Annotated in this window: 23 protein-coding genes and 1 tRNA gene; 5 read left to right on the top strand and 19 right to left on the bottom strand. The window is 66.4% G+C overall.

All coding sequences use genetic code 11. The features are described 5' to 3' along the window. Positions 1-5 precede the first annotated feature (5 nt). Both CEW88_RS02815 and trxB read right to left on the bottom strand, forming a co-directional pair. Positions 6-914, bottom strand: a complete 909-nt coding sequence (locus CEW88_RS02815; protein ID WP_108964586.1) for an autotransporter domain-containing protein — start codon at positions 912-914, stop codon at positions 6-8. 291 nt (positions 915-1205) lie between these two features. Beyond that, a complete protein-coding gene (gene trxB, locus CEW88_RS02810) occupies positions 1206-2210 on the bottom strand; it encodes a thioredoxin-disulfide reductase (protein WP_108964585.1) in 1005 nt (334 codons plus the stop codon). A 191-nt stretch (positions 2211-2401) separates the two neighbouring features. On the opposite strand from trxB, the gene CEW88_RS02805 reads away from it, so the two are divergent. Then, positions 2402-2902 carry an Lrp/AsnC family transcriptional regulator gene (locus tag CEW88_RS02805; RefSeq protein ID WP_095881146.1) on the top strand — a complete coding sequence of 167 codons (501 nt, stop codon included), beginning with the start codon at positions 2402-2404 and terminating at the stop codon, positions 2900-2902. 30 nt (positions 2903-2932) lie between these two features. Here the strand turns inward: CEW88_RS02805 and CEW88_RS02800 are convergent, their stop codons facing one another. The 4 genes from CEW88_RS02800 to lgt all read right to left on the bottom strand — a co-directional run bounded on the left by CEW88_RS02800 (position 2933) and on the right by lgt (position 6677). Beyond that, positions 2933-3613 carry a Hint domain-containing protein gene (locus CEW88_RS02800; RefSeq protein WP_108964584.1) on the bottom strand — a complete coding sequence of 227 codons (681 nt, stop codon included), beginning with the start codon at positions 3611-3613 and terminating at the stop codon, positions 2933-2935. Positions 3614-3976: 363 nt separating this feature from the next. Next, positions 3977-4732: a peptidoglycan editing factor PgeF gene (gene pgeF / locus CEW88_RS02795; protein ID WP_108964583.1), complete on the bottom strand. Its 756-nt coding sequence runs from the start codon at positions 4730-4732 to the stop codon at positions 3977-3979. Then, positions 4729-5793 (bottom strand): class I SAM-dependent methyltransferase, encoded by a 1065-nt coding sequence (locus CEW88_RS02790; RefSeq protein ID WP_108964582.1) that lies wholly within the window; start codon positions 5791-5793, stop codon positions 4729-4731. Before CEW88_RS02790 ends, pgeF begins: the two co-directional genes overlap by 4 nt. After that, entirely contained in the window at positions 5790-6677 is an 888-nt protein-coding gene (gene lgt, locus CEW88_RS02785; protein WP_108964581.1) for a prolipoprotein diacylglyceryl transferase, read from the bottom strand. The genes CEW88_RS02790 and lgt overlap by 4 nt, the downstream gene beginning before the upstream one ends. A 94-nt stretch (positions 6678-6771) precedes the next feature. Here lgt and CEW88_RS02780 point away from each other — a divergent pair, with 94 nt between their 5' ends. After that, positions 6772-7017: an accessory factor UbiK family protein gene (locus tag CEW88_RS02780; protein ID WP_066104340.1), complete on the top strand. Its 246-nt coding sequence runs from the start codon at positions 6772-6774 to the stop codon at positions 7015-7017. Between the two features lie 88 nt (positions 7018-7105). Here CEW88_RS02780 and CEW88_RS02775 read toward each other — a convergent pair whose 3' ends face one another. The 5 genes from CEW88_RS02775 to CEW88_RS02755 form a co-directional block, all read right to left on the bottom strand. Then, positions 7106-8344 (bottom strand): efflux RND transporter periplasmic adaptor subunit, encoded by a 1239-nt coding sequence (locus CEW88_RS02775; protein ID WP_108964580.1) that lies wholly within the window; start codon positions 8342-8344, stop codon positions 7106-7108. Positions 8345-8348: 4 nt separating this feature from the next. Continuing rightward, positions 8349-10709, bottom strand: a complete 2361-nt coding sequence (locus CEW88_RS02770; protein ID WP_108964579.1) for an ABC transporter permease — start codon at positions 10707-10709, stop codon at positions 8349-8351. Positions 10710-10713: 4 nt separating this feature from the next. After that, the gene (locus CEW88_RS02765) at positions 10714-11427 is read right to left on the bottom strand and encodes an ABC transporter ATP-binding protein (protein ID WP_108964578.1); all 714 of its coding nucleotides are present in this window, start codon (positions 11425-11427) and stop codon (positions 10714-10716) included. A 74-nt stretch (positions 11428-11501) separates the two neighbouring features. Further along, on the bottom strand, positions 11502-12389 hold the full coding sequence (locus tag CEW88_RS02760; protein WP_108964577.1) for a LysR family transcriptional regulator: 888 nt from the start codon (positions 12387-12389) through the stop codon (positions 11502-11504). Between the two features lie 6 nt (positions 12390-12395). Next, positions 12396-12917: a hypothetical protein gene (locus tag CEW88_RS02755; RefSeq protein WP_108964576.1), complete on the bottom strand. Its 522-nt coding sequence runs from the start codon at positions 12915-12917 to the stop codon at positions 12396-12398. A 655-nt stretch (positions 12918-13572) separates the two neighbouring features. On the opposite strand from CEW88_RS02755, the gene CEW88_RS02750 reads away from it, so the two are divergent. Next, complete coding sequence (locus CEW88_RS02750; RefSeq protein WP_159099532.1) at positions 13573-15471, top strand: acyltransferase family protein; 1899 nt, start codon at positions 13573-13575, stop codon at positions 15469-15471. 115 nt (positions 15472-15586) lie between these two features. On the opposite strand, the gene CEW88_RS02745 is transcribed toward CEW88_RS02750, so the two are convergent. Then, positions 15587-15663, bottom strand: a tRNA-Arg gene (locus CEW88_RS02745). A 134-nt stretch (positions 15664-15797) separates the two neighbouring features. Here CEW88_RS02745 and CEW88_RS02740 point away from each other — a divergent pair. Beyond that, the gene (locus CEW88_RS02740) at positions 15798-16820 is read left to right on the top strand and encodes a LacI family DNA-binding transcriptional regulator (protein ID WP_108964574.1); all 1023 of its coding nucleotides are present in this window, start codon (positions 15798-15800) and stop codon (positions 16818-16820) included. A gap of 15 nt (positions 16821-16835) precedes the next feature. Here the strand turns inward: CEW88_RS02740 and CEW88_RS02735 are convergent, their stop codons facing one another. After that, complete coding sequence (locus CEW88_RS02735; protein WP_108964573.1) at positions 16836-17567, bottom strand: Crp/Fnr family transcriptional regulator; 732 nt, start codon at positions 17565-17567, stop codon at positions 16836-16838. 77 nt (positions 17568-17644) lie between these two features. Here CEW88_RS02735 and CEW88_RS02730 point away from each other — a divergent pair, with 77 nt between their 5' ends. Continuing rightward, positions 17645-18019, top strand: coding sequence for a hypothetical protein (locus CEW88_RS02730; protein WP_108964572.1), 375 nt, complete (start codon positions 17645-17647; stop codon positions 18017-18019). Positions 18020-18216: 197 nt separating this feature from the next. Here CEW88_RS02730 and CEW88_RS02725 read toward each other — a convergent pair whose 3' ends face one another. The 6 genes from CEW88_RS02725 to hydA all read right to left on the bottom strand — a co-directional run bounded on the left by CEW88_RS02725 (position 18217) and on the right by hydA (position 23737). Then, positions 18217-19209: an ABC transporter substrate-binding protein gene (locus tag CEW88_RS02725; protein ID WP_108964571.1), complete on the bottom strand. Its 993-nt coding sequence runs from the start codon at positions 19207-19209 to the stop codon at positions 18217-18219. Between the two features lie 54 nt (positions 19210-19263). Next, positions 19264-20103 carry an ABC transporter permease gene (locus CEW88_RS02720; protein ID WP_108964570.1) on the bottom strand — a complete coding sequence of 280 codons (840 nt, stop codon included), beginning with the start codon at positions 20101-20103 and terminating at the stop codon, positions 19264-19266. Continuing rightward, positions 20100-20960, bottom strand: coding sequence for an ABC transporter permease (locus CEW88_RS02715; protein ID WP_108964569.1), 861 nt, complete (start codon positions 20958-20960; stop codon positions 20100-20102). The genes CEW88_RS02720 and CEW88_RS02715 overlap by 4 nt, the downstream gene beginning before the upstream one ends. After that, positions 20957-21388 carry a GNAT family N-acetyltransferase gene (locus CEW88_RS02710; protein ID WP_108964568.1) on the bottom strand — a complete coding sequence of 144 codons (432 nt, stop codon included), beginning with the start codon at positions 21386-21388 and terminating at the stop codon, positions 20957-20959. The genes CEW88_RS02715 and CEW88_RS02710 overlap by 4 nt, the downstream gene beginning before the upstream one ends. After that, positions 21381-22199: an ABC transporter ATP-binding protein gene (locus CEW88_RS02705; protein ID WP_193989063.1), complete on the bottom strand. Its 819-nt coding sequence runs from the start codon at positions 22197-22199 to the stop codon at positions 21381-21383. Before CEW88_RS02705 ends, CEW88_RS02710 begins: the two co-directional genes overlap by 8 nt. 86 nt (positions 22200-22285) lie before the next feature. Next, positions 22286-23737 (bottom strand): dihydropyrimidinase, encoded by a 1452-nt coding sequence (gene hydA, locus CEW88_RS02700; protein ID WP_108964567.1) that lies wholly within the window; start codon positions 23735-23737, stop codon positions 22286-22288. Between the last annotated feature and the right edge of the window lie 8 nt (positions 23738-23745).

Here is a 23745-nt window from a genome sequence, read left to right as displayed (position 1 = left end):
CTTGCTCAGAAGCGGATGCTGTAGCGCGTGTTGAGCACAAGCGGCTGCACCGGGTCAAAAACCTGTGTGCCGATCAGGCTCAGCGTGAAGCTGCGCTTCTTGTGGGTCCAGCTCAGGCCGGTCTTGAGGCTGGGGGCATGGGTCTCGCCGGACTTGCCCGCATCGATCCAGCTGCCATAGTTGTAGCCCAGCTCGAAATAGGGGCGGAAGTTGCGCTCGAGCCGCAGCGTGGCGCGGGTGCGCAGCGAGGCCGAGAGCTTGCCCACCTGCCAGGTCGAGAGATCCCCGATGCCACTGCTGGTCTGCTGCGACAGCGACAGGCCGGCCGCCCCCGAAAGTTCCATGCGCCGAAGCTCGTAGCTGCCATTCGCGTTGAGCCCCGCGGCGGTGCGCCAGGCGCTGCGCGGCGAGTTGCCGAGCCGGTAGTCGGGCCGCGCCAGCGCCGCCCAGGCCTTGAGTCCGATGTGGTCTGTCAGCGCGGTTTGCACGTAGGGCGCGAAACTGAAGGTCTGGGTGCGGATGTCACGCCCGGTATCAAGGTCGGCCACCCCGTAGCCGGTGGCAAAACCCAGCCGCGTGCCCGTTCCGATCGGCTTCTCGATCCCCAGCAGCATGTCGAATTTTCGGCCGAAGGTGCTGCCATGGTACTCGCGGGCCTCGAAGGCCCACCACATGCGCGGCGCAGGTCCCGGTCCCGGCGTCGCCAGGAACAGCCCCTTGCTGTTCAGCCGCACCTTGCCATAGCCGTTCAGCGCATGACCCAGGACGCTGTCGAAGGCCCCGACCGAGGCGTTGAGGGTGGTCGAGACGCTGCTGCGATAAGCCGTTCGCAACTGGTCCGCCGCCAGCGCGGGCGCGGCGGGCAGAAGACAGGTCAGCAGCGCAAGCCTGCGCATCAGAAGTGCGGTCTTCATGGCGTCCTCCGGGGGAGAGGTCAGGGCGACATGGGGCCGGGCTGGAGGTTTGCAGCCGTGCGCCGCGAGGCGGCGCTGGGGCGAGGTCTGGTGATCTTGTGGCTTGGCCCAGACATAAGCGGCAGAGATTTGGCAGCAAAGTCCTCGGCGCCGCATCTGCGCTCAATTTCGCGCGAGAGACGCAGCGTCGCACTGTCTCCGCGCAGATGTCCCGCGCTTTCAGCGCCGGCAAAGAAAAAGCGCGACGCCGGGTCCCGGCATCGCGCTCGCGTCGTACACTGTCGCCGAGGCTCAGGAGGCCTGTTCGACCGGCGCCCCGTAGCCGAGCGGCTCGGAGGTGTCCTTGCCCACGTCGAGCCCCTGCTCGGCCAGCCAACGCTCGGCTTCCAGCGCCGCCATGCAGCCCATGCCCGCCGAGGTCACCGCCTGGCGGTAGGTGTGGTCGGTCAGGTCCCCCGCGGCAAAGACGCCGGGGATCGAGGTCTCGGTGGTGCCGGGCTTGGTCACCACGTAGCCGCCCATGTGGGTCTCGAGCTGGTCCTTCACCAGCTCCGATGCGGGCGCATGCCCGATGGCGACGAAGACACCCTTCGCGGGGATCTCGGTGATCTCGCCCGTGGTCACGTGCTTGACCTTTACGCCGGTGACGCCCTTGGGCATGTCCTCGCCGACCACTTCCTCGAGCTGATGGTGCCAGAGGGTCTCGATCTTGGGGTGGTTGAACAGGCGTTCCTGCAGGATCTTCTCGGCGCGCAGCTCGTCGCGGCGGTGGATCAGCGTGACCTTCGAGGCGAAGTTGGTCAGAAACAGCGCCTCTTCCACGGCGGTGTTGCCGCCGCCGATCACCACGATCTCCTGCCCGCGGTAGAAGAAGCCGTCACAGGTCGCGCAGGCGGAAACGCCGAAGCCCTTGAATTCGTCCTCGGTCGGCAGGCCCAGCCACTTCGCCCGCGCGCCGGTCGCGAGCACCACCGCGTCGGCGGTGTAGGTGGTGCCGCTGTCGCCCTTCGCAACGAAGGGGCGCTGGCCGAGGTCGAGATCGGTGATGATGTCGCCGACGATCTCGCACCCCATGGCGCGGGCATGGGCTTCCATCTTCACCATCAGGTCGGGGCCTTGAATCTCGGTTTCGCCGGGCCAGTTCTCGACCTCGGTGGTGGTGGTCAGCTGGCCGCCGGGCTCGAGGCCCTGCACGAGCAGCGGGGAAAGCATGGCGCGCGAGGCGTAGACTCCCGCGGTGTAGCCGGCCGGGCCGGAGCCGATGATGAGGAGCCGTGTGTGGCGGGTGTCAGACATATCGTGCCTCTCGCGAGCTATGGCATTCGGTTTGGGAATTGCATATAGCCACGCGCGGCGGCGACGCAAACCCCGTGCCTCCGCCATGTCCCCCGGAATCTCGTCCAGTTAATAATCTTTCACGAATATGAAAGATTATTGCGCTAACGTTCCGTCTGGTATAATAATCGCGAAAAGCTCAAGGAAGACGCATGCCCGCCCACAGGCTTGATCCCATCGATCGTAAGATTCTGGCAGAACTGCAGGCCGATGGCCGCATGACCAACGTCGAACTTGCCCGCCGCGTGGGCATTTCGGCCCCGCCCTGCCTCCGCCGCGTGCGCACACTCGAGGAGCAGGGCTTCATCAAGGGCTACCACGCCGAAGTCGATTCCCGCGAACTCGGCTTCGAGGTGCAGGTTTTCGCCAGCGTCGGTTTGCAGAGCCAGGCCGAGGCCGACCTGCGCGCCTTCGAGGACCGCTGCCGCAGCTGGCCGCTGGTGCGCGAGTGCCACATGCTCAACGGCGAGGTGGACTTCATCCTCAAGTGCGTGGCGCCCGATCTATCGACCTTCCAGGCCTTTCTGACCGAGAAGCTGCTGACCGCGCCGAACGTCGCCTCGGTCAAGACCTCGCTGGTCATCCGCGGCGCCAAGGACGAGCCGGGCGTGCCCTTTGACGTGCTCGAGGAACGGCTGAACCGGACCGCCTGACGGCGGGCCGGTGCCGGCTTTACGATCCGCTCAGCTGGCCAACAGGCTATCGACCGCCTCGCGCGACGAACGGGTCATAGACAGCTCGCCAAAGTCCTGAAGCTCCGACAGGTTGTCGAAAATCGACAGGAACAGCGCGCGCATGTTCGGGCTGGTCAAGCTGTGCAGCATCTTGCCCGGGTGGTATGTCTCCATCTCGAGCCCGCCGACCCTGATTGTCGCGTGGCGCTGTACCATCAGGTGGTAGAGTTGCACCCCGCCCGCCGGGGTCACCGGCACGATGCGATCCCAATCCGCCTCGTCGATGACCGGCACCAGCACGCTGTCCTGCCCGAGCAGCGCCCGGAAGCGAGCGCGCGTGACGACCATGCGGGCTGCCGGGCCAAGCAGAAGGTCGACGCCGGGACGGCCGAGACCGAAGGCCTCCGCGGTGACCCGGATGAGCGAGCCGAGCGCACTCTCGTCGGAATGCACCCCCGGCACATAGGTGGTCGAGCCGATCCAGGTGATCGACTGGGTGCCCCGGCTGGTCTCGATGTAATCACCCGGCAGAAGATCCTCGACGGCCACGGGGCCGCGCAGGGTCTGGATCAAGGTGCCGCGCGCAAAGGCAGAGCAGGCCTCTTCGAACAGCGGCAGCGCCGGCGCCACCTGCTGTTTCATCGAGATCGAGAGATCGGGCGACAGGGCAGCGACCTCGTACTTGCGCATGAGAGAAGTGGCGCGACGAGGCCGCCCGTTCCGGAGAGAAGCCGGAGGCCGCGGAGTATCTTGCGAAACGACACCGTCGTGGCCGCGGGCCACGTGATGAAAACTGGTCATAACAACATCCCTTGGCAGGCTGTCACATCCGTGCTGGCCCCCACCAACAACGACAGAAGGACGTCTAATCGACTGACACGATCTGGCCGAATTCGGGCATTTCTGTCAAAATTTCGATGAATTGACAGCGACTTATTCGCTCAATCGCGACTGCAGAAAGGGATTGTCCGAGATACGAGAACCACCTTGCCATATTTTGCCCAACACGCGGACGAATCGTGGCAGCGGCCTCGCTCCGGAACGGCGGCTGCGTCAGAGACGGATCGCCGAGATCAGCCGACCGTAGTCGGCCTCGCGCAGGTGGGTCGCCCGGCGGAAGGAGTAGAAGCGGTCCGGGTCGGAATAGGTGCAGTGGCGGGTCCATTCTGCCGCGACCCCCGCGCTGCGCAGCCGGTGCAGCCCATAGGCCGGCAGGTCGAACTGCGCGCGATTGCCCTGCCCGCCCGCGAAGAAACGACCGTTGCCCGGGTCTTCCGCCATGAACTCCTCGAGGAATTCCGGCCCGACCTCGTAGGCGCGCTGGCTGATGGTCGGCCCGATCACCGCGCGGATGCCATCGCGGCTGGCGCCGAGGGCGATCATCGCGTCGATCGTCTCTTCCAGCACGCCGGCCTGCGCGCCGCGCCAGCCCGCGTGGGCGGCGCCGATCACCCCAGCCTCGGAGTCGGCAAAGAGCACCGGCTGGCAGTCGGCGGTGAGCACCGCGAGCGCGATGCCCGGCTCGCGGGTCACAAGCCCGTCGGCCTCGGGACGCGGGTCGGATACCGGCCCGGTCACCGTGACCACTTTGGAGGAATGCACCTGGCTGACCGTGACCAGCGCCTCGTTCGGAACTTCCATCGCCTGCGCCACCCGGGCGCGGTTGATCGCAACGATCTCGCGCTGGTCCGACGAGCCCGGCCCGCAGTTGAGACCGGAAAACACCCCCGAGGACGCGCCTCCTTTGCGGGTGAAGAACCCGTGCCGGAGGGGGCTGAGTGACTCGGCGGTGATGATTTCCAGCGTCATGTATCCAATCCGGGCGGCGGCGGTGAGTGCGGCGCGTGCAGCGCCAGAACCTTGAACAAACTTCCCATTTCACCGGGGTGCGTCAACCGGCGATGTGCGGCGATGTGGCTTTCCAGTGCCGCACCCTGCAACCGGGCCGCGAGCGCGCGAGCGCGCTCGGTGATGCCGAGCCGTTCGAGGAAGACGCCCTGCGCGGTCAATGGCGCGTGGGCTGCCGGGGCAGCCGCCTGTGCCAGTGCGCGAAAGTTCACATGGGCGGTCAGATCGGCCTCTCCGGGGGTGTCCAGCGGTGCCGTTCTTTCATGCGACCGCACCGCCTGAAGCGTGTCGCCCAGGCTGCCCCAGCTGCCGTAATCGATGACCAGCGCGGCGCCGCCATGGGCCGCGATTCGCCGTCCGACCTCTTGCACGAGGGCCTCGGCGGGGGCGCAGATTTCGACCATGTCGCCCTGCTCGGTGTCGGCCAGCCGGTGCTCGAGCGCGGCCTGTGGCGCGATGTCGGTGAGCCCGAAGGACAGATGCCCCTCGTGCCAGCCCACCACGCGCTCGCGCCAGCCCTCTCCGTCGCGCAGGAACTGGCGCACCGGCAGCACGTCGAAGAACTCGTTGGCGAGCAGGAAGAGCGGCCCCTCGGGCAGGTCGGCCAGGCTGTCGTGCCATCTGGGCGCAAAGCCCCCGAGCCGCTTGGCCTGTTCGGCACGAAGTGCGGGGGAGGCCTCGACGAGATGCAGCTCCGCTGCCGCGATCAGTTCGGGCACCGCGCGCATGGCGCGCAGCGCGTCGGCCATCAGCGTGCCACGCCCCGGCCCCAGCTCGGCGAGGATGATCCGCTCCGGGCACCCCTGATCCACCCAGGACTGCGCCAGCGCCAGGCCCAGCAACTCGCCGAACATCTGGCTGATCTCCGGCGCGGTGGTGAAATCGCCCTTGGCCCCAAGTGGATCGCGGGTGGTGTAATAGCCGTGCTGCGGATGCAGCAGACACCACGTCATGTATTCGGCAACGCTCATCGGCCCCTCGGCCGCGATGCGCGCCTCGAGCAATGGGAGCAGCGCGCTCATGCGCGGCGCCGCGCCCAGAGGATCAGGCCGAGTCCGACAAGCACCATCGGCAGCGACAGCATCTGTCCCATGGTGAGCCCGTAGCCCCCAAGATGCCAGGCCAGTCCCAGGGGATTGCCGGGCGAGACGAACTGCGCGTCGGGCTGGCGCACGAATTCCACGAGGAAGCGCGCGATGCCGTAGCCGGCGAGGAACACGCCCGCCATCTGCCACGGCGTCTTCAGCCCGCCCTTGCGAAGCGCCAGCCAAAGCAGAAGACCGCCGAGCAATATACCCTCGAGCGCCGCTTCGTAGAGCTGCGACGGGTGGCGGGCGCAAAACTCGCCCACCGCCTGCCCGCACGCCTGCGCCGCCTCGCCGGGGAAGATCACCCCCCAGGGCAGCTCGGTCGGGCGGCCCCAGAGCTCGGCGTTGACGAAATTGGCGATGCGGCCAAGCAGCAGTCCCGGCGGCACGGCGATCGCCAGCATATCGGCAGTGGACCCGATCCGGATGCGGTTCTTCAGGCAGAAACCGAGGAAGCCAATCAGCACCCCCAGGAAGCCGCCATGGAAGGACATGCCGCCATGCCAGACCATCAGGATCTCGGCCGGGTGGCTCAGGTAGTAGGCGGGCTGGTAGAACAGCACGAAACCGAGCCGCCCGCCGAGGATGATACCGAGGATCACCCAGGTCAGCAGCTGCTCGACCTGCGCCGGGCTCATCGGCGGCTGGTCGCCCGGCCAGAGGTGGACGCGTTTCACCGCGGCGACGGCGATGCGCCAGCCGATGATGATGCCCGCGATATAGGCAAGCGCGTACCAGCGCAGGGCGAAATCCGTGCCGAAGACCGAGATCGAGAAGACCTCGGAGGACAGGGGCGGAAAAGGAATGGCGGCTTTCATGCGCGATGAGTGACGGGAGTTTCCGGGGGAAGTCAACCTTGTGACCCGGGGGCTCTCGGCCCATATAGGAGACAAGCATATGACGGAGAGCCCAATGCAGACGCGCAACAAGGTATTCGAAGATCTGTCGCAGCTCATGACCAACGCCATGGGCGTGGCGCAGGGCGCGAAGGATGAGGCCGAAACGGCGATGAAATCGATGATCGACCGGTGGCTGGCCGATCGCGATTTCGTGACCCGCGAGGAATTCGACGCGGTCCGCGCCATGGCGCAGAAGGCCCGCGAAGAGAACGAGGCGCTCAAGGCGCGCCTCGACGCGCTGGAAAAAGGTCAGGGCTGACCCGGAGCGGTCGGCGCGCCTGATCCTCGTTCCCATTCCCCGGGCCCAGTCGCGGGCCCGGGGCGACCAGCCCCGGGTCGCCTACGTTTCATCCGGCCCGCCGCTGCGCCACGAGTCCGCCATCCAACAGATCCGCGGGCGGGTAGAGCACGATCTGATCGCCCTCCTCCAGCCCCTCGAGCACCTGTACCTGCCGCCCATTCCCCTGCCCGAGCGTGACCGGCAGCTTCGCCGCGCGCCCGTCTTCGACACGGAACACCGCCCAGCCCGCCCCCTCGCGGAAGGCCGCGCTCTGCGGGATCTGCAGCGTGTCCGCCTCCTCCCAGATCACAATCCTCGCCAGCACGCGGTAACCATGCCCCAGCGCCGCGCGGGCCTCGGGGGACGCCATGAACCGCAGGATCACCCGCACCCGCTGCTCTTCGACCCCCAGCGCCGAGACCTCGGTGGTGCCAAGCGGCGCGATCCGCTCGACCTGCGCCTCCAACGCGCCTGGCCCGCCCCAGTCTTCCAGCATCACACGCGCACCCGGCACCACCTGCACCGCGTCCGAGGAAATGAGGTCCACGGCCACCTGCAAGTCCTGCACGATATTGCCGATCTCGAGCACCGGCGCCCCCGCCGCCAGCGTGGTCTCGGACTCCTCGACCACCCGCAGGATACGCCCGTCGACCGGGGCGCGCAGCGGGATGTCCGAGGCCCCGACCTCGGCCAGCGCCTCGGCCAGGCCCTGATCGTCGAAGCCGATGAGCTGGGCCTGCGCGTTGGCCAGCTCCGCCTCGCGCATGGCCACCGCCGCGCGCGCCGTCTCGAGCCGGGCCTGCGACGCCAGCGCCGCGGTCCGCGCCTGATCAAGCGCCGCGGTCGAGATCGTGCCCCGTGCCGCCAGCGCCTTGGCCCGGTCATGGTCCGAGACCGCCAGCTCCACGTCCGCCTGCGCCACGTTCACCTCGGCCTTGGCCTGCAGCAAGGCCGCCTGCGCCGCCGCCACCACCGCCCGCGCCTGCTCGCGGGTGCGCAGGTCGAGCACCGAGGGCGCGGCGGGGCGCATGTGCGCCACCACGTCGCCCTGCGTCACCGCGTCACCATCGATGGCCTGCACCCGCAAGAGCCGCCCGGCGACGGGCGTTGTCACCACGTAGACGTCGCGCACCTCGGTCTTGCCCTCCTCGTCGATGGTCACCACCAGAGGCCCGCGCGTCACCTGCCCGAGATCGACGAGCTCGGAACGTGGCCAGAAGGCGGCGGCCAGCGCCAGAACGAGCAGCAGCGCAAGACCGAGGCCAAGGACCAGCCGGGTGCGGTTGCGGGGTCGGTTGAGAGCCATGAGATCAATCCCGTGTCTTGAGCGCGGCGACGAGGTCGGCGCGGTCCACGTCGCGTTTTACCAGCAGCCCCGAGAGGACCGCGCCCGCGATCACCACCAGCGCGGCGAATCCGAAGGCGGCGGGCCGGAACACCACCGTGATCGTGTAGAGGTCCGAGGAATAGGCGGCGGCCAGCATATGCGCGATGCCCCAGCCGAGCAGAGCGCCGCAGGGCAGCGCCAGCAGCGTCACCAGCCCGAGTTCACCAAGCAGCACATAGGCAGCCTCGCCTTTGGAAAAGCCGATGACACGCAGGCTGGCGAGGTCGTGGGCGCGTTCGGCGAGCGCGATGCGCGCGGCGTTGTAGATGATGCCGAAGGTGATGGTGAAGGCCACCGCCGCCATGATGAAGCGCGTCGCGCCGGTGCCCTGGTTCATCACCCGCTCGAAGGCCGCGCGCGCCTCGGACTTGAGGCTCACCCCGGCCACCACCGGCTGGTCGCGCAGCCAGACCTGCACCGCCTCGGCCTGCGCCGGGTCGAGCCTCAGGGCGGCGCTGGAAATCCGGCCCGGCTCAAAGAGCGCCCGGTCCAGCGCCGCCAGCGCCATATAGGCAGGGGCGCCGAGCACGGTCTCCGAAACGCCTGTAACCGGCAGGCGCAGTACTGGCTGCGCGCCTTCGCGCACCTCGACGGTCAGCACGTCCCCCGCGCGCGCCTTCAGCTTGCGCGCCAGTGCCGTGCTCAGCACCAGCCCCGAGCCGTCGAGCGCGAGAGGGACGAAGTCGGGTGTCAATGCGCGGACCAACTCGTACTTCGGCGGCAGCCCGGTGATCGCTCCCCGGTGGGTCAGGCGTCCATTGCGCAGCACCACCGCCACCGCACGTGAGCCCTCGGCCTGCAGCACGCCGGGGTGGCGCGCCAGCTCGAGCAGGGTCTTCTGCGACACGGCATGGGTAAAGGTTACGCTCGCCTCGGAGCGATCGAGCACGTCGAAGCTGAGCGCCACCGCTTGATTGAACCCCGCGTGGATGGTCAGCATCCCGACAGAGAGCCCCATGCCGAAGGTGATCCCCACCACGGCACCGAGCATGCGAAAGGGCGTGCGGGTGAAGCGGCGCAGCACCATGCGGGTGGGCTGGTCAAGCGACTTCACCGCCCGCGCCCAGCGGCCGGCGCGGCGGTAGTCGGCGGGGGTGGGCGGGCGCATCGCCTCGGCCGGTTGCAGCGCGAAGATGCGGCGCAGCACCACCGCCCCTCCCGCCGCCGCCGCCAGCACGCTCACCACCAGGCCCAGCGCCAGCGCGCCCGGGTCGAGCCGGAAGACAAGGAAGGGGAACTTGTAGAACTGCAGGTAGAGCTGCACCATCCCGCGCCCCGCGAGGATGCCAAGCAGCGCGCCCAGCAGCGCTCCGGCCACGGCGATCGCCAGCACCAGCTTGAGGTAGTGCCCGCCGATCTCGGCGCCGCGGTAGCCGAAGGCCTTGAGCAGGCCGATCTCCTCGCGTTCGGCCTGCACCATCCGGGCGATGACGATGTTCAGCAGAAAGGCGGCGATGCCGAGGAACACCGGCGGGATCGCCGCTGCCGTGTCGCGCAGCCCGCTGATCTCCTCCGAGACGAAGCGGTGCGAGAACTGGTCCTCGCGGTCATAGGCCCCCGCCGCGCCCCAAGGCTTGAGAAGGTGATCGAGCGCCGCGATCACCCCGCGCGGATCGGTGCCCCGGGTCAGCGTCACGAGGAACTCGGAATAGGCGCCCCTCATGTCGAAGGCGGCGGCAAGCGAGGTCTGCGACATCCAAAGCACGGCGAAGCGCGCGTCATCCGGTACCATCTCCCCCGGCGCTGCGGCGTAGAGGAATTCCGGCGCGCGGGCGAGCCCGGTGATCCGCAGACTGCGTCGCGCGCCGTTCATGACCACCTGCAGGCTGTCTCCGGGCCGCATTCCATGCGCGGCGGCGAACGTATCGAGCAGGACCACCTCCTCGGGCGCGCCGGGGTTGAAGAGCCGCCCCTGCTGCACCCTGATGGCGTTGAGCGCGGGTTCGGCGTGGTCGGGCAAGGACAGGGCCCGGGCCGCCACCGGGACCGCGTGGTCCGGCAGCTCGATCCGCGCCGCGCCGGAGATGCGCCCCTCGGCCCGCGCCACGCCTGGAAGTGCCGCAACCTGGTGCAGCAGGTGACCCGGCGCGCGGGTCACCGGTGCGAAGACCTCGGCGAAGCGGTAGCGCTCGTAGTAGCCCCGGCGGGTCTCGTCGAGCGTCACGACGAGCCCGGCCATCATCACCTGCATCATCACGCCCAGCGCCATGACGACGGCAATCGCCGCCGCCTGCCCCTTCATCCGCCACAGGTCGCGCTGGAGCTTGCGGTCGAGGCTACTCATGCGCTCACCACTCGATCTCGGCGGCGGCGCGGGGCGCATCGTTCTGCTCGACCGTGCGGATCGCGCCGTCCGCGAAGCGGATCACCCGGTCAGCCATCTCGGCGGTCGCGGCGGCATGGGTGACGATCATCACCGTGGTCCCGAGGCTGCGGTTGAGATGCTGCAGCACCCCCAGCACCTCGCGACCGGTGGCGCTGTCGAGCGCCCCGGTCGGCTCGTCGCAGAGCAGCACGTCGGGCTGCTTAGCCACCGCACGAGCAATTGCGACGCGTTGCTGCTCGCCCCCCGAAAGCTGGCTCGGAAAGTGATCTTTTCGGCTGCCGAGGCCAACCAGCGCCAGTGCCTCCTCGGGGTCCATCGGATCGCGGGCAATCTCGGTGACGAGCTCGACGTTTTCCTCTGCAGTGAGCGAGGGCATGAGATTGTAGAACTGGAAGACGAAGCCGAGGTTGTCGCGCCGGTAGCGGGTGAGTGCCCGGTCCGACATGGCGGTCAGCTCGTCACCCCGAAACCAGGCACGGCCGTCGCTCGGCCGGTCGAGCCCGCCGAGAATGCTGAGCAAGGTCGACTTGCCGCTGCCCGACGGACCGAGCAGGACTGTGATCTCGCCCGGCGGCAGCTCCAGGTCGACCCCGCGCAGCGCATGCACAGCCGACGCCCCCTCGCCGTAGACACGGGTGAGCCCTTCGACACGGTAGATCGGCGGCGGATGCGACATGGCATGCCCTCCTCTTTAGCCACCCTAGGGCAGCGAGGCGCGGCCTGATTTGAGCCGGATCAAATGCTTCGGCGTCAGCCGGGGCGCGCAAGGGCCTTTGCCTCGTCGAGCAGAGCCTGCAGGACCGGCGTGTAGGGCTCCTGCCAAGGTGCGATAAGCCCGACCTCATGCGCGCGGCTGTCCGTCGCAAGCGGCACCAGCGAGAGCGGCTTGCCTTCGGCAAGGAACTTCGCGAGGTCGGTCGGCAGGATCGTGACCCAGTCGCCTGTCAGCACGTTGCTCACCAGTACAACCGTGGAGTTTGATTCAATGGCCGAGACCGGCGCGACCCCGGCCTCCATGAACTGCCGGTTGATGATCCGGCGGTTCTGCATCTCGGGGGTCAGCAGGCAGAGCTTCAGGCTTCCGAGCTCGGCCCAGTCCAGCATCTTTTGCCCGGCCAACGGATGATCCTTGCGGCAGACGAGTTGGTAAGCCTCTCGGTAGAGCGGGCGGGTGGTGACCCGGCCCAGCGGCTCGTTGTCGAGGTAGGAGATGCCGGCGTCAATCTCGAGATCGTCAAGCATCGAGAGGATCTCCGCCGAGGCGCGCGAGAGCACGGTGAAGGTGACCCGCGGGTGACGCTCGATGAAGCGCGCCGTGAGCGTCGAGGCCCACGTCAACGCGGTGGGGATCACCGCAAGCCGCAGGTGACCGGCCAGACCCTCGCGCGACGCACGCATCTCATCGCGCAGCCGCCGCGTGTCTCCGACGATTTGACGCGCCCAGACCAGCGCGCGCTGGCCCTCGGGCGTCAGCCCGCCAAAGCGCGAACCGCGCTGCACCAGCTTGACGCCAAGCTGCTCCTCGAGCTGGCGGATGCCGGTGGAGAGCGTCGGCTGGGTGATGCCGAGGCTGAGCGCCGCCCGACCAAAATGCTTCTCCCGAGCAAGCGCAATGAACATTTCCAGCTTGGCGATCATGAAGACCTATAGAAACACACGGTTTCGATCATGATCGCCCGCGAGATCGGCAAGGGCAATGCCGGATCGCCTGGGCGCGTGCCACCTCGCGGTCGACCGTCCATTCCGTCTTGCAAAGCCCGTGAGGATCTTGGCAGCAAGCGTCCTGGTGCCAGAAAGGAGCGCGAACAGGCTGCGCCATCCGTTCTGCGCGCTCGGGACCTCGCTCATGTGGAGCTCGCACACGTCGTCTTCGCGAAATCCCGCCGCGTCCCCGTCGAGCGTACAGGCGACGACCGAGGCGAAAACACGTGCGCCGGAAATATCCCGGAATCCCGAGGCGGGTCTGCCGACCTGTGCAGCAATCGAGAGCCAATGCCGATGACAAGCCTCGCTGAGCAGCCAGGAACGCCGGACACCCGAAGCGCCCATATGAGGCATTGTCAGCCGGAAAGCCTCAGGCTCCGCGATGGGAACCGCCCTGCCGGCCAACTCGCAATCGAGAAGGCTCGGCATCGTCGAAATTCCGAATTCTGCATGATCAGACATGTGCGCTGTCCCGGAGCATCTGTGGAACACCGAAACGGAGGTGAGGCAAACAGTCGCGGCAGAATGTTGTACGCGAGTTTGGAATATTTGGGACCATGAAATGTGGCGCGGAGGGGACCGAGAAGATCGCCTCACAGACCACGCAAGTTATTTGAGATTTTATGCAGATACGCACCGGGTGTCTCGGCAATGACCAGCGGGCGCAATCCAGGCCCCGCCCGCCTCTGATCCGGCCCGCATACCGCGCGCACGGAGGGTCTCGGAGGCCGGGGGGGCGAGAATCACCCCCGCCTCGGCGCTCCGACGAAAGCCTGGAACCTACTGCCGAATGAAAAGGCGATCGGCAGACATCTGCCTCCTGCACGGAAAAGGCGCCACCGAGGCGAACTCGGCGCGCGGCAGGCGTCTAACCGCTTCGTCGGCGCTATGTGCCTGCTATCTCTTCCAACAATTTGGCGTTGCGCAGCATGGGGCGCCTCTCGAGGCAAGATGGCGGGAATGCGCTCTTGGGGAGGGAGCCGCGGCGAGGTTCAACGTGGTGGATCGAGTGCCACCCATGCACTAGCATTCATGGAGGGACACAACTTGGGTCCGTTTCCTCCCCGGCCCATGCTTCATTTGTCCCAAAATTTTTTTGAATATTTGGAGCCGCTTAGTGAATCACAAAGCACATATTGATGGCTTGCGCGCCTTTGCTGTCGTTCCAGTTATTGCCTTTCACGCGTCTCACACTGCAGTCCCCGGCGGCTTCATCGGGGTTGATGTCTTTTTCGTCATAAGCGGGTTTCTAATCACGTCCCTTCTGATGTCTGACCTGAAATCCGGCAGATTCAGTATTGTCGATTTCTACGAGAGGCGCGCAAGGCGTATTCTGCCGGCCTTGATCTTCATCATTGCATGCACCATTCCCGCCGCATTGATCTTTCTTCCCCCTAGCGACCTGCAAACGTTCGGAAAGAGCGTGGTGGCCGCGATGACCTTTCTGTCGAATATCTTCTTCCTGAAGGAAATCAATTATTTCCATACCCATGCAGAGCTGAATCCCCTCCTCCATACTTGGAGTCTCGCGGTCGAGGAGCAATTCTACATCGTCTATCCGATCTTCCTGGCGCTCATCTATCGCAAGGCCCGGCGCTACCTGGTCCATGCCTTGATCGCCGCCGGTCTGCTGAGCCTGGTGCTGGTGATGAACTCGGTCGCATCGGACCCCAAGTATGCCTTCTACCTCTTCCCGATGCGCGCATGGGAGCTTCTGATCGGCGCGCTCGCGTCGCTGTCCTTCGCCAGAACCGAAGTCTCTCCCCGCCCATCTCTCTACGGCCTCCTGTCGCTGGCCGGCTTCGCGGCGATCCTGATCAGTTATGCCATCGTCGATGAAACCCGACTGTCGAGCGGCCTTTATGCGCTGCCCGCCTGTCTGGGCGCCGCGCTGGTCATCCTCTATACAAAGCCCGGAACGATGGTGCACCGCATTCTGACAACGCGCTGGATCGTGCTGATCGGATTGATCTCCTATAGCGCCTACCTTTGGCACCAGCCGCTCATGACCTTTTTCCGGCACGCCTTTCCCGACGATAAGCTCGGCGTCGCGATATGCGCGCTTCTGACCTTCCCTCTCGCCTGGCTGACCTGGAAATTTATCGAGCAGCCTTTCCGGAGGCGGACACCGGGAGTCCCCGCAAAACGGGTGCTGACCTCCTCCTTCGCCGCGCTCAGCCTTTTCGCCGTTCTCGGCCTAGCCCTGACCGCCGACACCGGCTGGGAGCGCCGGTACAGCCCCGAAGAGCAACGCATTCTCAGAAGCTTCGTCGAGGCCGACGACTATGTGCCAACGCGCTTCGACGCGCTCAGGGGCCGCGCGTTCAGCGGCGAGGGCGACCTTCCGAAAGTGCTGATCATCGGAGACTCCTACGGGCAGGACCTGGTGAACGCGCTCTACGAGACGGGAATGGACCGGGACTTCGATCTCTCGACCTACCATATCCCCGGGCGGTGCGGGAATCTGATGATCGACAACTTGGACAAGTACCGGAACCGCGAAAACCGCGAGGAATGCGCCAGGTTGCCCGGCTACCAGGACCCGAAGCTTCAAGCCCGGCTCCGCGAAGCCGATCAGCTCTGGCTGGTGTCGTCCTGGAACCCCTGGACCGCGCCGCTGCTGCCCAAATCTCTCGAAGCGCTCTCGGCGGACACCGACGCCAAGATCGTCGTCTTCGGGCGCAAGCATTTCGGAGACCGGCTGACCTATCGCGTCTTTGCCGATGGCATTGACGCACTGATCGGCAGGCGTCCGGTTCCCGAAGACCCTTCCGCGGTCAGCCTCGAAATGAGCGAAACGATCCCCAAGCTGGCCGAATACGTCGATCTTCAGAGGCTTCTGTGCGGCAGCTACGAGACCTGCGCCAACGCCGATCCCTCGGGCTCTCCGCTGACGTTCGACGGCACGCACCTCACGCCGGAAGGGGCAAGATACATGGGCGACCTGCTGAAACCCTACCTGGTCAAGCAGCTCCAGGCAGAGCACCACCCGGTGAACGAGATGCCGCGCCCCTAGGGAACGGCGCCGACTGGAGACCCGGAGCCGGATATCCCGACCGCCTCACGCCTCGTCGGCCCCCTCAATGAACGCGCGATGCCGTAGGCTCCGCAGACATTGGGACAAGGAAAGCTGGCGATCCCGGCAGGATTCGAACCTGCAACCTGCCCCTTAGGAGGGGGCTGCTCTATCCAGTTGAGCCACGGGACCGACGGCCTTCCAATAGCGCGCGTTCACCCGGTTGTCACCCGGCAAGCGGAAAATTCGCCGCGCCGCGGCTTTGGCTTGTACGGCGGGGCAGAAAGGCTAACATTCAGGTATTTAGTGCTTCGAAGGAGCCGCCCGTGGCCGACACCGATCCCCGCCCCCTCACCCTCAGAGACGTCTCCGAGGCCTCCGGCGTGTCCGAGATGACCGTGAGCCGGGTGTTGCGCAACCGGGGCGACGTGTCCGAGGCCACGCGGGCAAAGGTGCTCGAAGCGGCCAAGACGCTTGGCTACGTGCCCAACAAGATCGCCGGGGCGCTGGCGAGCCAGCGGGTGAACCTCGTCGCGGTGATCATTCCGTCGATGCGCAACATGGTCTTCCCCGAGGTCATGGCGGGCATTGCCTCGGTGCTCGAGGAGACAGAGCTGCAGCCGGTGGTCGGCATCACCGACTACATGCCGGAAAAAGAAGAGCGGGTGCTCTACGAGATGCTCTCGTGGCGCCCCTCGGGTGTGATCATCGCCGGGCTCGAGCACACCGAAGCCGCAAAGGCGATGATGAAGGCCAGCGGCATTCCCGTGGTCGAGATCATGGACATCGACGGCACGCCGGTCGATTGCGCCGTCGGCATCTCGCACCGCCGCGCCGGACGCGAGATGGCCAAGGCGATCCTGCGCGCAGGCTACCAGAAGATCGGCTTCCTCGGCACCAAGATGCCGCTGGACCACCGCGCCCGGAAACGCTTCGAGGGCTTCACCGAAGCGCTGGCGAAAAGCGGTGTCGAGGTGGTGGATCAGGAGTTCTACTCCGGCGGTTCGGCTCTGAAGAAGGGCCGCGAGATGACGCAGGCCATCCTCGAGCGCGAGCCGGAGATCGATTTCCTCTACTACTCCAACGACATGATCGGCGCGGGCGGGCTGCTCTACCTGATGGAACAGGGCCGCGACATCCCCGGCGAGATCGGCCTTGCCGGCTTTAACGGAGTCGAATTGCTGCAAGGGCTGCCGCGGCAGCTGGCGACCATGGATGCGCACCGGGCCGAGATCGGTCGCAAGGCCGCCCAGATCATCGCGGCGCGGGTCGAGAATCCCGACGCGGATTACGAGCGCATCGTCGAACTGACCCCGAAGATCGCCTACGGCGACACGCTGCGCCGCTGATCCGGCGCGCCGCGCTCAGAGAAGCGGACGTACCGAGGGCTCGTCGGCGTCGGCCATGGCCAGTTCGGCCATGCCGTCAACATCGCTGACATGCAGTTCACCGTCCGCCCATTCCGCCAGGCCCCGCGCCCGCAACCGCGCCAGCGTCTTGTTGGTGTGGACCAGCGACAGGCCGAGCGCATCCGCAAGGTCCTGCTGGCGGTAGGGCAACGGCACACGCGGTCCCTGCCCGATCCCCATCTCGGAGAGCCGCCGGAAGATCTTCAGCAGCGCCCAGGCCACGCGCTCCGCCGCGTCGCGCTGGCCGACGGTGGCCAGTGTCTCGCCGAGGAAATGCTCCTCCGAGGCGGCAATCCACGTCACATCATAGGCCAATGACGGCTGCTTGCGGTAGAGCGACCAGAGGTCCGAGCGGTTGAACACGCAAAGGCGCATGGCGCTGGTCGCCTGCACAGAGTGCTTCATCTCGCCCAGAAGCCCTGCCTGAAGCCCGGTCAGATCGCCGGGCAGCAGGAAGTTGATCACCTGCCGCCGCCCGTTCTCGAGTGTCTTGTAACGCAGGCCCATACCCTCCAGGACGGTGAAGATCTGCGGTGAATTCGCCCCCTCGATCAGCAGGTGCGTGCCGGGATCGACGCTCAGTTCTCCGACCTTGAAGCGATCCATGAAGGCCAACTCGTCCTCCTCGAATGGCCGGAACAGAGCCTTGCGGCGCAAAGGGCAGCTCTGGCAGGATATCTGACGCATCTCGACCTCCTATGTCACAGATTAATGCGTCCCTGCCGGTTTGGTTCCAGTCTGCGCGCAACGAGAGGAGACCGCGCATGATTCCCGATGACATGCCCGACGCTGGGCCGGGGTTTCTGGTGCTGTTGAATGATCCCTTCGTGGCCGAAGATGTTGCACGAAGCATTTCCGAGCACGACCCCACGGCGCGCGTTGTCTGCGCGCGCACCCCCGAGGCGGCGCTGCTGCTTGTCCAGTCCGAAGGACATGTCGGCGTGGCGCTGCTGCAAATGGCCCCTGAAGAGGTCCCCAAGAGCGCGCTCGGCCAGTTGCTGAGCGCCGCCGGGACCCGCATCGCGCTTGCCGGGGATGCCGCCGAGCAGCAGGGACCCGCCTGCACCTACGAGGTGCTTCAACGCCCGTTCAGCAGCGCCGAGCTCCTGTTGACTCTGAGCCGCGCACGGGCGGGCTGAATGGTACGGCTGCCGGGGCCGCGCCCCCTGCTGTCATCGCTGCGTTACCTGCGCGGTCTAAGACTCGGGGCGTTCTTTGCGAGTACCGTGGTACCCCTGCGGATTACCCCGCGCCCCCGGTCAAAATAGCAGTGATTTAATGAAGAAGGGGGTGGCGCTTGCGCCACCCCCGTTTTCCTTTGCAGGACCGAGAGCGCTTACTTCAGCGCTTCGTCGGTGATCGCATGGGTCCAGGCGGCCTCGCCCGGGTCCTTTGTGATCACCGGGTCGGCGCCGGCACTCAGCAGCACCTCGACGGTGCGGGTGAAATCGGCCGGGTCCAGCGCGCCATTCGATCCGGCGGTCAGCTTGGCGATCTCGCCCATCATGCGCTTCTGATGCTTCTCGGTCTGGGCGCCGGTCTCGTCGTTCTCGAGCACGATCTCGGCGGCCTCATCCGGGTTCTCCTCGGCATATTTCCAGCCCTTCATCGAGGCGCGCACGAAGCGCACCAACTTTTCGGTCATCTCGGGGTCGGCGAGGTTTTCCTCGGTGGTGTAAAGACCGTCCTCGAGCGTCGATATGCCCTCGTCCTGGTACTTGAAGACCACCAGGTCCTCGGGGGTGAGCCCCGCGTCGATCACCTGCCAGTACTCGTTGTAAGTCATGGTGGTGGCGCATTCGACCTGCTTCTGCAGCAGCGGGTCGACGTTGAAGTTGATCTTCTGGATGGTCACCCCGCCCTCGGAGCCGTCGGTCGCGTAACCAAGCTTGGACATCCACGAATAGAGCGGCAGCTCGTTGCCGAAGAACCAGGTGCCGAGCGTGTGGCCCGGAAAATCCTCGGGGCTCTCGATGCCGTGCTCCTTGAGGCAGGTCAGCATGAGCCCCGAGGATTTGAAGGGCTGGGCGATGTTGACGATCGGCGCGCCGTTCTCTCGCGCGGCCAGCGCCGAGGGCAGCCAGTCGACCATCACGTCCGCGCCGCCGCCCAGCAGCACCTGCACCGGCGCGATGTCCGGCCCGCCCGGCTTGATCGTCACGTCGAGGTCCTCTTCCTCGTAAAAGCCCTTCTCGGCGGCCACGTAATAGCCGGCGAACTGGGCCTGGGTCACCCATTTGAGCTGCAGCGTCAGCTCGTCCGCGGCCTGTGCCCCGCCAGCGGCGAGCAGCAGCGCGGAGGCGATCCCCCATCCGGTAAACTTGGTCATCTGTCTCTCCTGTTGCATTGCGCGTTTCTTTGTCTTTTGCCGCAGTTTGCTTTTTCACCGACCCCGCTGCGACGGGTGCCAGAAGGTCGCGGCGCGTTCGATCAGCGCCACGCCGCCGTAGAAGGCCGAGCCCGCAAGCGCGGCCACCACGATCTCTGCCCACACGAGGTCGAGCTGCAAGAGCCCGACGCTGGTGGAAATGCGAAAACCCATTCCGGTGATCGGCGAGCCGAAGAACTCGGCGACGATGGCGCCGATCAGCGCGAGGGTGGAGGCGATCTTCAGCCCGTTGAAGATGAAGGGCAGCGCCGCCGGCAGGCGCAGCTTCCAAAGGCTGGTCCAATAGCCCGCGGCATAGGTGCGCATGAGATCGCGCTGCATGGCACTGGTGTCGGAAAGCCCCTGCACCGCGTTGACCAGCACCGGAAAGAACACCATGACCACCACGACCGCCGCCTTGGACTGCCAGTCGAAACCGAACCACATGACCAGAATGGGCGCGATGCCGATGATCGGCAGCGCCGCGACGAAGTTGCCCACTGGCAGAAGCCCGCGCCGCAGAAAGTCGAAGCGATCGACCACGATGGCCGTCAGCAGTGCCGCGCTGCAGCCCAGCACGTAGCCGGTGAGCGCCCCCTTCAGCACCGTCTGCACAAAGTCCTGCCAGAGCACGCTCGACGACTGCCCGAAGCGCGCCGCGATCACCGAGGGCGCGGGCAGCAGCACCGGCGAGATTCCGAAGCCGCGCACCACTGCCTCCCAGACGAAGACCAGCACCAGCCCGAAGATCACCGGCACGGCCAGCGCCGCCACCCGGCCCTTCCGTTTCGAGAGCCGGACGTTGGCCCAGAGACCCAGCGCCCAGATGATCAGCCCTGCAACGATCCAGCTCATGCCATCCCCATCCGCTTGAGGGTGACACGCTGAATGAGCCCGATCAGCCCCACCAGCGCCGCTGCCAGAGCAGCCGCCATCAACAGCGCCGACCAGATCTGGATGGTCTGCCCATAATAGCTTCCGGCCAGCAGCCGCGCGCCGAGCCCCGCCACGGCGCCGGTCGGCAGCTCGCCGACGATGGCCCCAACGAGGCTTGCCGCCATGGCGATCTTCATCGAGGCAAAGAGATAGGGCATCGAGGCCGGCAGCCGCAGCCGCCAGAACTCCTGCGCCCGGGTCGCGCTCCATGTGCGCATCTGGTCAAGCTGCATGGAGTCCGGGCTGCGCAGCCCCTTCACCATGCCCACCACCACCGGGAAGAACGACAGGTACATCGAGATCATCGCCTTGGGCATCAGCCCCGAGATGCCGATGGCGTTCAGCACCACGATGATCATCGGCGCTATGGCGAGGATGGGGATGGTCTGGCTGGCGATCACCCAAGGCATGACCGATTTGTCCATCACCCGGTTGTAGACGATGCCCACCGCCAGCGCGAAACCAAGCAGCGTGCCGAGCCCGAAGCCCAGCACCGTGGCGCTCATGGTCACCCAGGCGTGGTAGACGAGGCTGCGCTTCGAGGTGGGCTTCTTCATCGCCACCGTGTCCCAGAGCTCGGTGGCCACTTGGTGCGGCGCGGGCAGCTTGGGTTTCTCCTGTGCCCAGGTCTCGGCGATCAGCTCGGGCGTGGTCAGCACACGGTCCTGTCGCGCCGCCTGGTCGAGAACCCATTGCTTGTTGAGCATAACGGCGGCGCCGTACCAGATCACCAGGATTGCCAGAACGACGGTGAGGACCGGGATCACGTTTCTCATCGCACCCACTCCATCCGCAGCTCGGGCAGCTCGTGCGGCGGCTCCGGATCGACCGCCCCCGCGCCGACGAAGCCCTCGCGCCGGTAAAAGCGCTGCGCCGCCTCGTTGGCAACGTGGGTGTGCAGGAAGAGCCGATCGCGCCCCTCCTTCGCCTTGTCCATCAGCGCCTTGCCAAGCCCCGCGCCGCTGCGCGCACAGTAGAGCGCACCGATTTTGCCCGCCTCGGGATCGACAGAGAGATAGCCCTCGACCGGATTGCCGATCACCCAGATCTCGCGCGCGGGGAAGGCGTCCCGCAGGAAGCCCTCGACCTCTTCGGCCGAATGCACGCGCGGGAACCACGGGGTGGCGTCGATCCAGCCGTTCAACACCGCCGCGCAGGCGCCAATGTCGGTGTCCACGGCGCGCCTGACAGACAGATCAGTCATAGGCATGCCCCGCCCGCAGCCCCTCGCGTACGCGGTGGGCGATCTCAAGGAATTCCGGCGTGTCGCGGATCTCGAGCGGGCGATCCTTCGGCAGCGGGCTCTCGATGATATCGGTGATCCGCCCCGGGCGCGGCGACATGACGACGATCCTGGTCGACAGGTACACCGCTTCGGGGATCGAGTGGGTGACGAAGCAGATGGTCTTTTCGGTGCGCGCCCAGAGCGCCAAAAGCTGCTCGTTGAGGTGATCGCGAACGATCTCGTCGAGCGCCCCGAAGGGCTCATCCATCAGCAGAATGTCGGCATCGAAAGCCAGCGCCCGGGCGATCGACGCTCGCTGCTGCATGCCGCCCGAAAGCTGCCAGGGGTACTTCTTCTCGAAGCCCGCCAGCTCCACCAGGTCGAGCACGCGCTGCACCCGCTCGGCCTGCTCGGCTTTTGAATAGCCCATGATCTCCAGCGGCAGGCGGATGTTGCCACCGATGGTGCGCCACGGGTAGAGCCCCGCCGCCTGAAAGACATAACCATAGGCGCGCGCCTTGCGGGCGGCCTCGGGGGTCACGCCATTGACCAGCACCGTGCCCGAGGTCGGCGTCTCGAGGTCCGCCATCACCCGCAGGAAGGTGGTCTTGCCACAGCCCGAGGGACCGATGAAGGAGACGAAGTCGCCCTTGCCGATCTTCAAGTCCACGTCTTTAAGCGCCTGAACCGGGCCGTCGTTCGTCTCGTAGACGAGGTTCAGCCCTTCGGCCGAGATCACCGTCGGAGCATGCAGGACGCTGGCCGCTGGAGCGACCGCTTGTTCTGTCATCATCTTCATTCCCTGTTTGGGGCGGGGGCGTCTTCTGGCCCCCTGCCCCGGTCGTCTTCAATCGTCGTCAGTCCATGTTTTCAGCATCAGACCCCGGATGCCGGGATGCCCGTGCGCTCCACCTTGCGCGGTGCGGTCAGCTCCTTCCACGAGCTCAGCGCCTTGTTCACCGGCCCGGCGGGCGGGCGGGCGACGAACTGGCCGTGGCCCTCTTCGGAGCTCATCGCGCCTTCGGTGACCGAGACCTTGCCGCGGCTCAGCACGAATCGCGGCAGGCCCTTGACCGTCATCCCCTCGAAGACGTTGTAGTCGATCGCCGACTGCTGGGTCTTGGCCGAGATCACCTTCTCACGGTTGGGGTCGAGCACGACGATGTCGGCATCGGCCCCCACGAGGATCGCCCCCTTGCGCGGATAGATGTTGAGGATCTTGGCGATGTTGGTCGAGGTCACCGCCACGAACTCCTGCGGCGTCAGCCGGCCAGTGCCCACGCCCTGAGTCCAGAGCATCGGCAGTCGGTCCTCGAGCCCGCCGGTGCCATTCGGAATCTTGGTGAAATCACCGACCCCGTAGCGCTTCTGGTCGGTTGTGAACGCGCAGTGGTCCGTGGCCACGCAGGAGAGCGAGCCCGCGGCCAGCCCGGCCCAGAGGCTGTCTTGATGCGCCTTGTTGCGGAACGGCGGCGACATCACGCGGCGCGCGGCATGGTCCCAATCGGGGCTCGCGTATTCGCTCTCGTCGAGCGTCAGGTGCTGGATCAGCGGCTCGCCCCAGACCCGCTTGCCCGCCTGCCGCGCGCGGCGGATCGCCTCGTGGCTTTCCTCGCAGCTGACATGCACCACGTAGAGCGGCACACCGGCCATGTCGGCGATCATGATGGCGCGGTTCGTGGCCTCGCCCTCGACCTGCGGCGGGCGCGAGTAGGCGTGCGCCTCGGGGCCGTTGTTGCCGGCGGCGAGCAGCTTGGCGGAGAGCTCGGCCACCACGTCGCCGTTCTCGGCATGCACCAGCGGGATCGCCCCCAGCTCGGCGCAGCGCTGGAACGAGGCGAAGAGCTCGTCGTCGTTCACCATCAGCGCGCCTTTATAGGCCATGAAGTGCTTGAAGGTGGTGATGCCGCGATCCACGACCTGCTGCATCTCGTTGAAGACCTGCTCGCTCCACCATGTGACCGCCATGTGGAACGAATAGTCGCAATGCGCGCGGGTCGATTTGTTGTCCCACATCTGCAGCGCGTCGAGCAGCCCCTGCCCCGGCGAGGGCAGCGCGAAGTCGACCACCATGGTGGTGCCCCCCGCCAGAGCCGCGCGGGTGCCGCTGTCGAAGTTGTCGGCCGAATAGGTCCCCATGAAAGGCATCTCGAGATGGGTGTGCGGGTCGATCCCGCCGGGCATCACGTAGCAGCCCGAGGCGTCCAGCACCTCGTCGCCCTTGAGGTTCTGGCCGATCTCGACAATGCGGCCGCCTTCGACCAGCACGTCTGCGTCATAGCTCAGGTCGGCGGTGACGATGGTGCCGCCCTTGATCACTGTGGACATGTTTCCCT

Origin of the sequence: Alloyangia pacifica, from assembly GCF_003111685.1 — a bacterium.
In the GTDB taxonomy this organism is placed as follows: Bacteria; Pseudomonadota; Alphaproteobacteria; order Rhodobacterales; family Rhodobacteraceae; genus Salipiger; species Salipiger pacificus_A.
The sequence above is the reverse complement of the archived record's forward strand: the minus strand, read 5'-3'. Positions and strand labels throughout refer to the sequence as shown.

Excerpts from the sequence above, each read along its gene's own strand:
- CEW88_RS02815 (WP_108964586.1), bottom strand. The coding sequence starts at position 914 with ATGAAGACCGCACTTCTGATGCGCAGGCTTGCGCTGCTGACCTGTCTT.
- trxB (WP_108964585.1), bottom strand. The coding sequence starts at position 2,210 with ATGTCTGACACCCGCCACACACGGCTCCTCATCATCGGCTCCGGCCCG.
- CEW88_RS02805 (WP_095881146.1), top strand. The coding sequence starts at position 2,402 with ATGCCCGCCCACAGGCTTGATCCCATCGATCGTAAGATTCTGGCAGAA.
- CEW88_RS02800 (WP_108964584.1), bottom strand. The coding sequence starts at position 3,613 with ATGCGCAAGTACGAGGTCGCTGCCCTGTCGCCCGATCTCTCGATCTCG.
- pgeF (WP_108964583.1), bottom strand. The coding sequence starts at position 4,732 with ATGACGCTGGAAATCATCACCGCCGAGTCACTCAGCCCCCTCCGGCAC.
- CEW88_RS02790 (WP_108964582.1), bottom strand. The coding sequence starts at position 5,793 with ATGAGCGCGCTGCTCCCATTGCTCGAGGCGCGCATCGCGGCCGAGGGG.
- lgt (WP_108964581.1), bottom strand. The coding sequence starts at position 6,677 with ATGAAAGCCGCCATTCCTTTTCCGCCCCTGTCCTCCGAGGTCTTCTCG.
- CEW88_RS02780 (WP_066104340.1), top strand. The coding sequence starts at position 6,772 with ATGCAGACGCGCAACAAGGTATTCGAAGATCTGTCGCAGCTCATGACC.
- CEW88_RS02775 (WP_108964580.1), bottom strand. The coding sequence starts at position 8,344 with ATGGCTCTCAACCGACCCCGCAACCGCACCCGGCTGGTCCTTGGCCTC.
- CEW88_RS02770 (WP_108964579.1), bottom strand. The coding sequence starts at position 10,709 with ATGAGTAGCCTCGACCGCAAGCTCCAGCGCGACCTGTGGCGGATGAAG.
- CEW88_RS02765 (WP_108964578.1), bottom strand. The coding sequence starts at position 11,427 with ATGTCGCATCCGCCGCCGATCTACCGTGTCGAAGGGCTCACCCGTGTC.
- CEW88_RS02760 (WP_108964577.1), bottom strand. The coding sequence starts at position 12,389 with ATGATCGCCAAGCTGGAAATGTTCATTGCGCTTGCTCGGGAGAAGCAT.
- CEW88_RS02755 (WP_108964576.1), bottom strand. The coding sequence starts at position 12,917 with ATGTCTGATCATGCAGAATTCGGAATTTCGACGATGCCGAGCCTTCTC.
- CEW88_RS02735 (WP_108964573.1), bottom strand. The coding sequence starts at position 17,567 with ATGCGTCAGATATCCTGCCAGAGCTGCCCTTTGCGCCGCAAGGCTCTG.
- CEW88_RS02730 (WP_108964572.1), top strand. The coding sequence starts at position 17,645 with ATGATTCCCGATGACATGCCCGACGCTGGGCCGGGGTTTCTGGTGCTG.
- CEW88_RS02725 (WP_108964571.1), bottom strand. The coding sequence starts at position 19,209 with ATGACCAAGTTTACCGGATGGGGGATCGCCTCCGCGCTGCTGCTCGCC.
- CEW88_RS02720 (WP_108964570.1), bottom strand. The coding sequence starts at position 20,103 with ATGAGCTGGATCGTTGCAGGGCTGATCATCTGGGCGCTGGGTCTCTGG.
- CEW88_RS02715 (WP_108964569.1), bottom strand. The coding sequence starts at position 20,960 with ATGAGAAACGTGATCCCGGTCCTCACCGTCGTTCTGGCAATCCTGGTG.
- CEW88_RS02710 (WP_108964568.1), bottom strand. The coding sequence starts at position 21,388 with ATGACTGATCTGTCTGTCAGGCGCGCCGTGGACACCGACATTGGCGCC.
- CEW88_RS02705 (WP_193989063.1), bottom strand. The coding sequence starts at position 22,199 with ATGACAGAACAAGCGGTCGCTCCAGCGGCCAGCGTCCTGCATGCTCCG.
- hydA (WP_108964567.1), bottom strand. The coding sequence starts at position 23,737 with ATGTCCACAGTGATCAAGGGCGGCACCATCGTCACCGCCGACCTGAGC.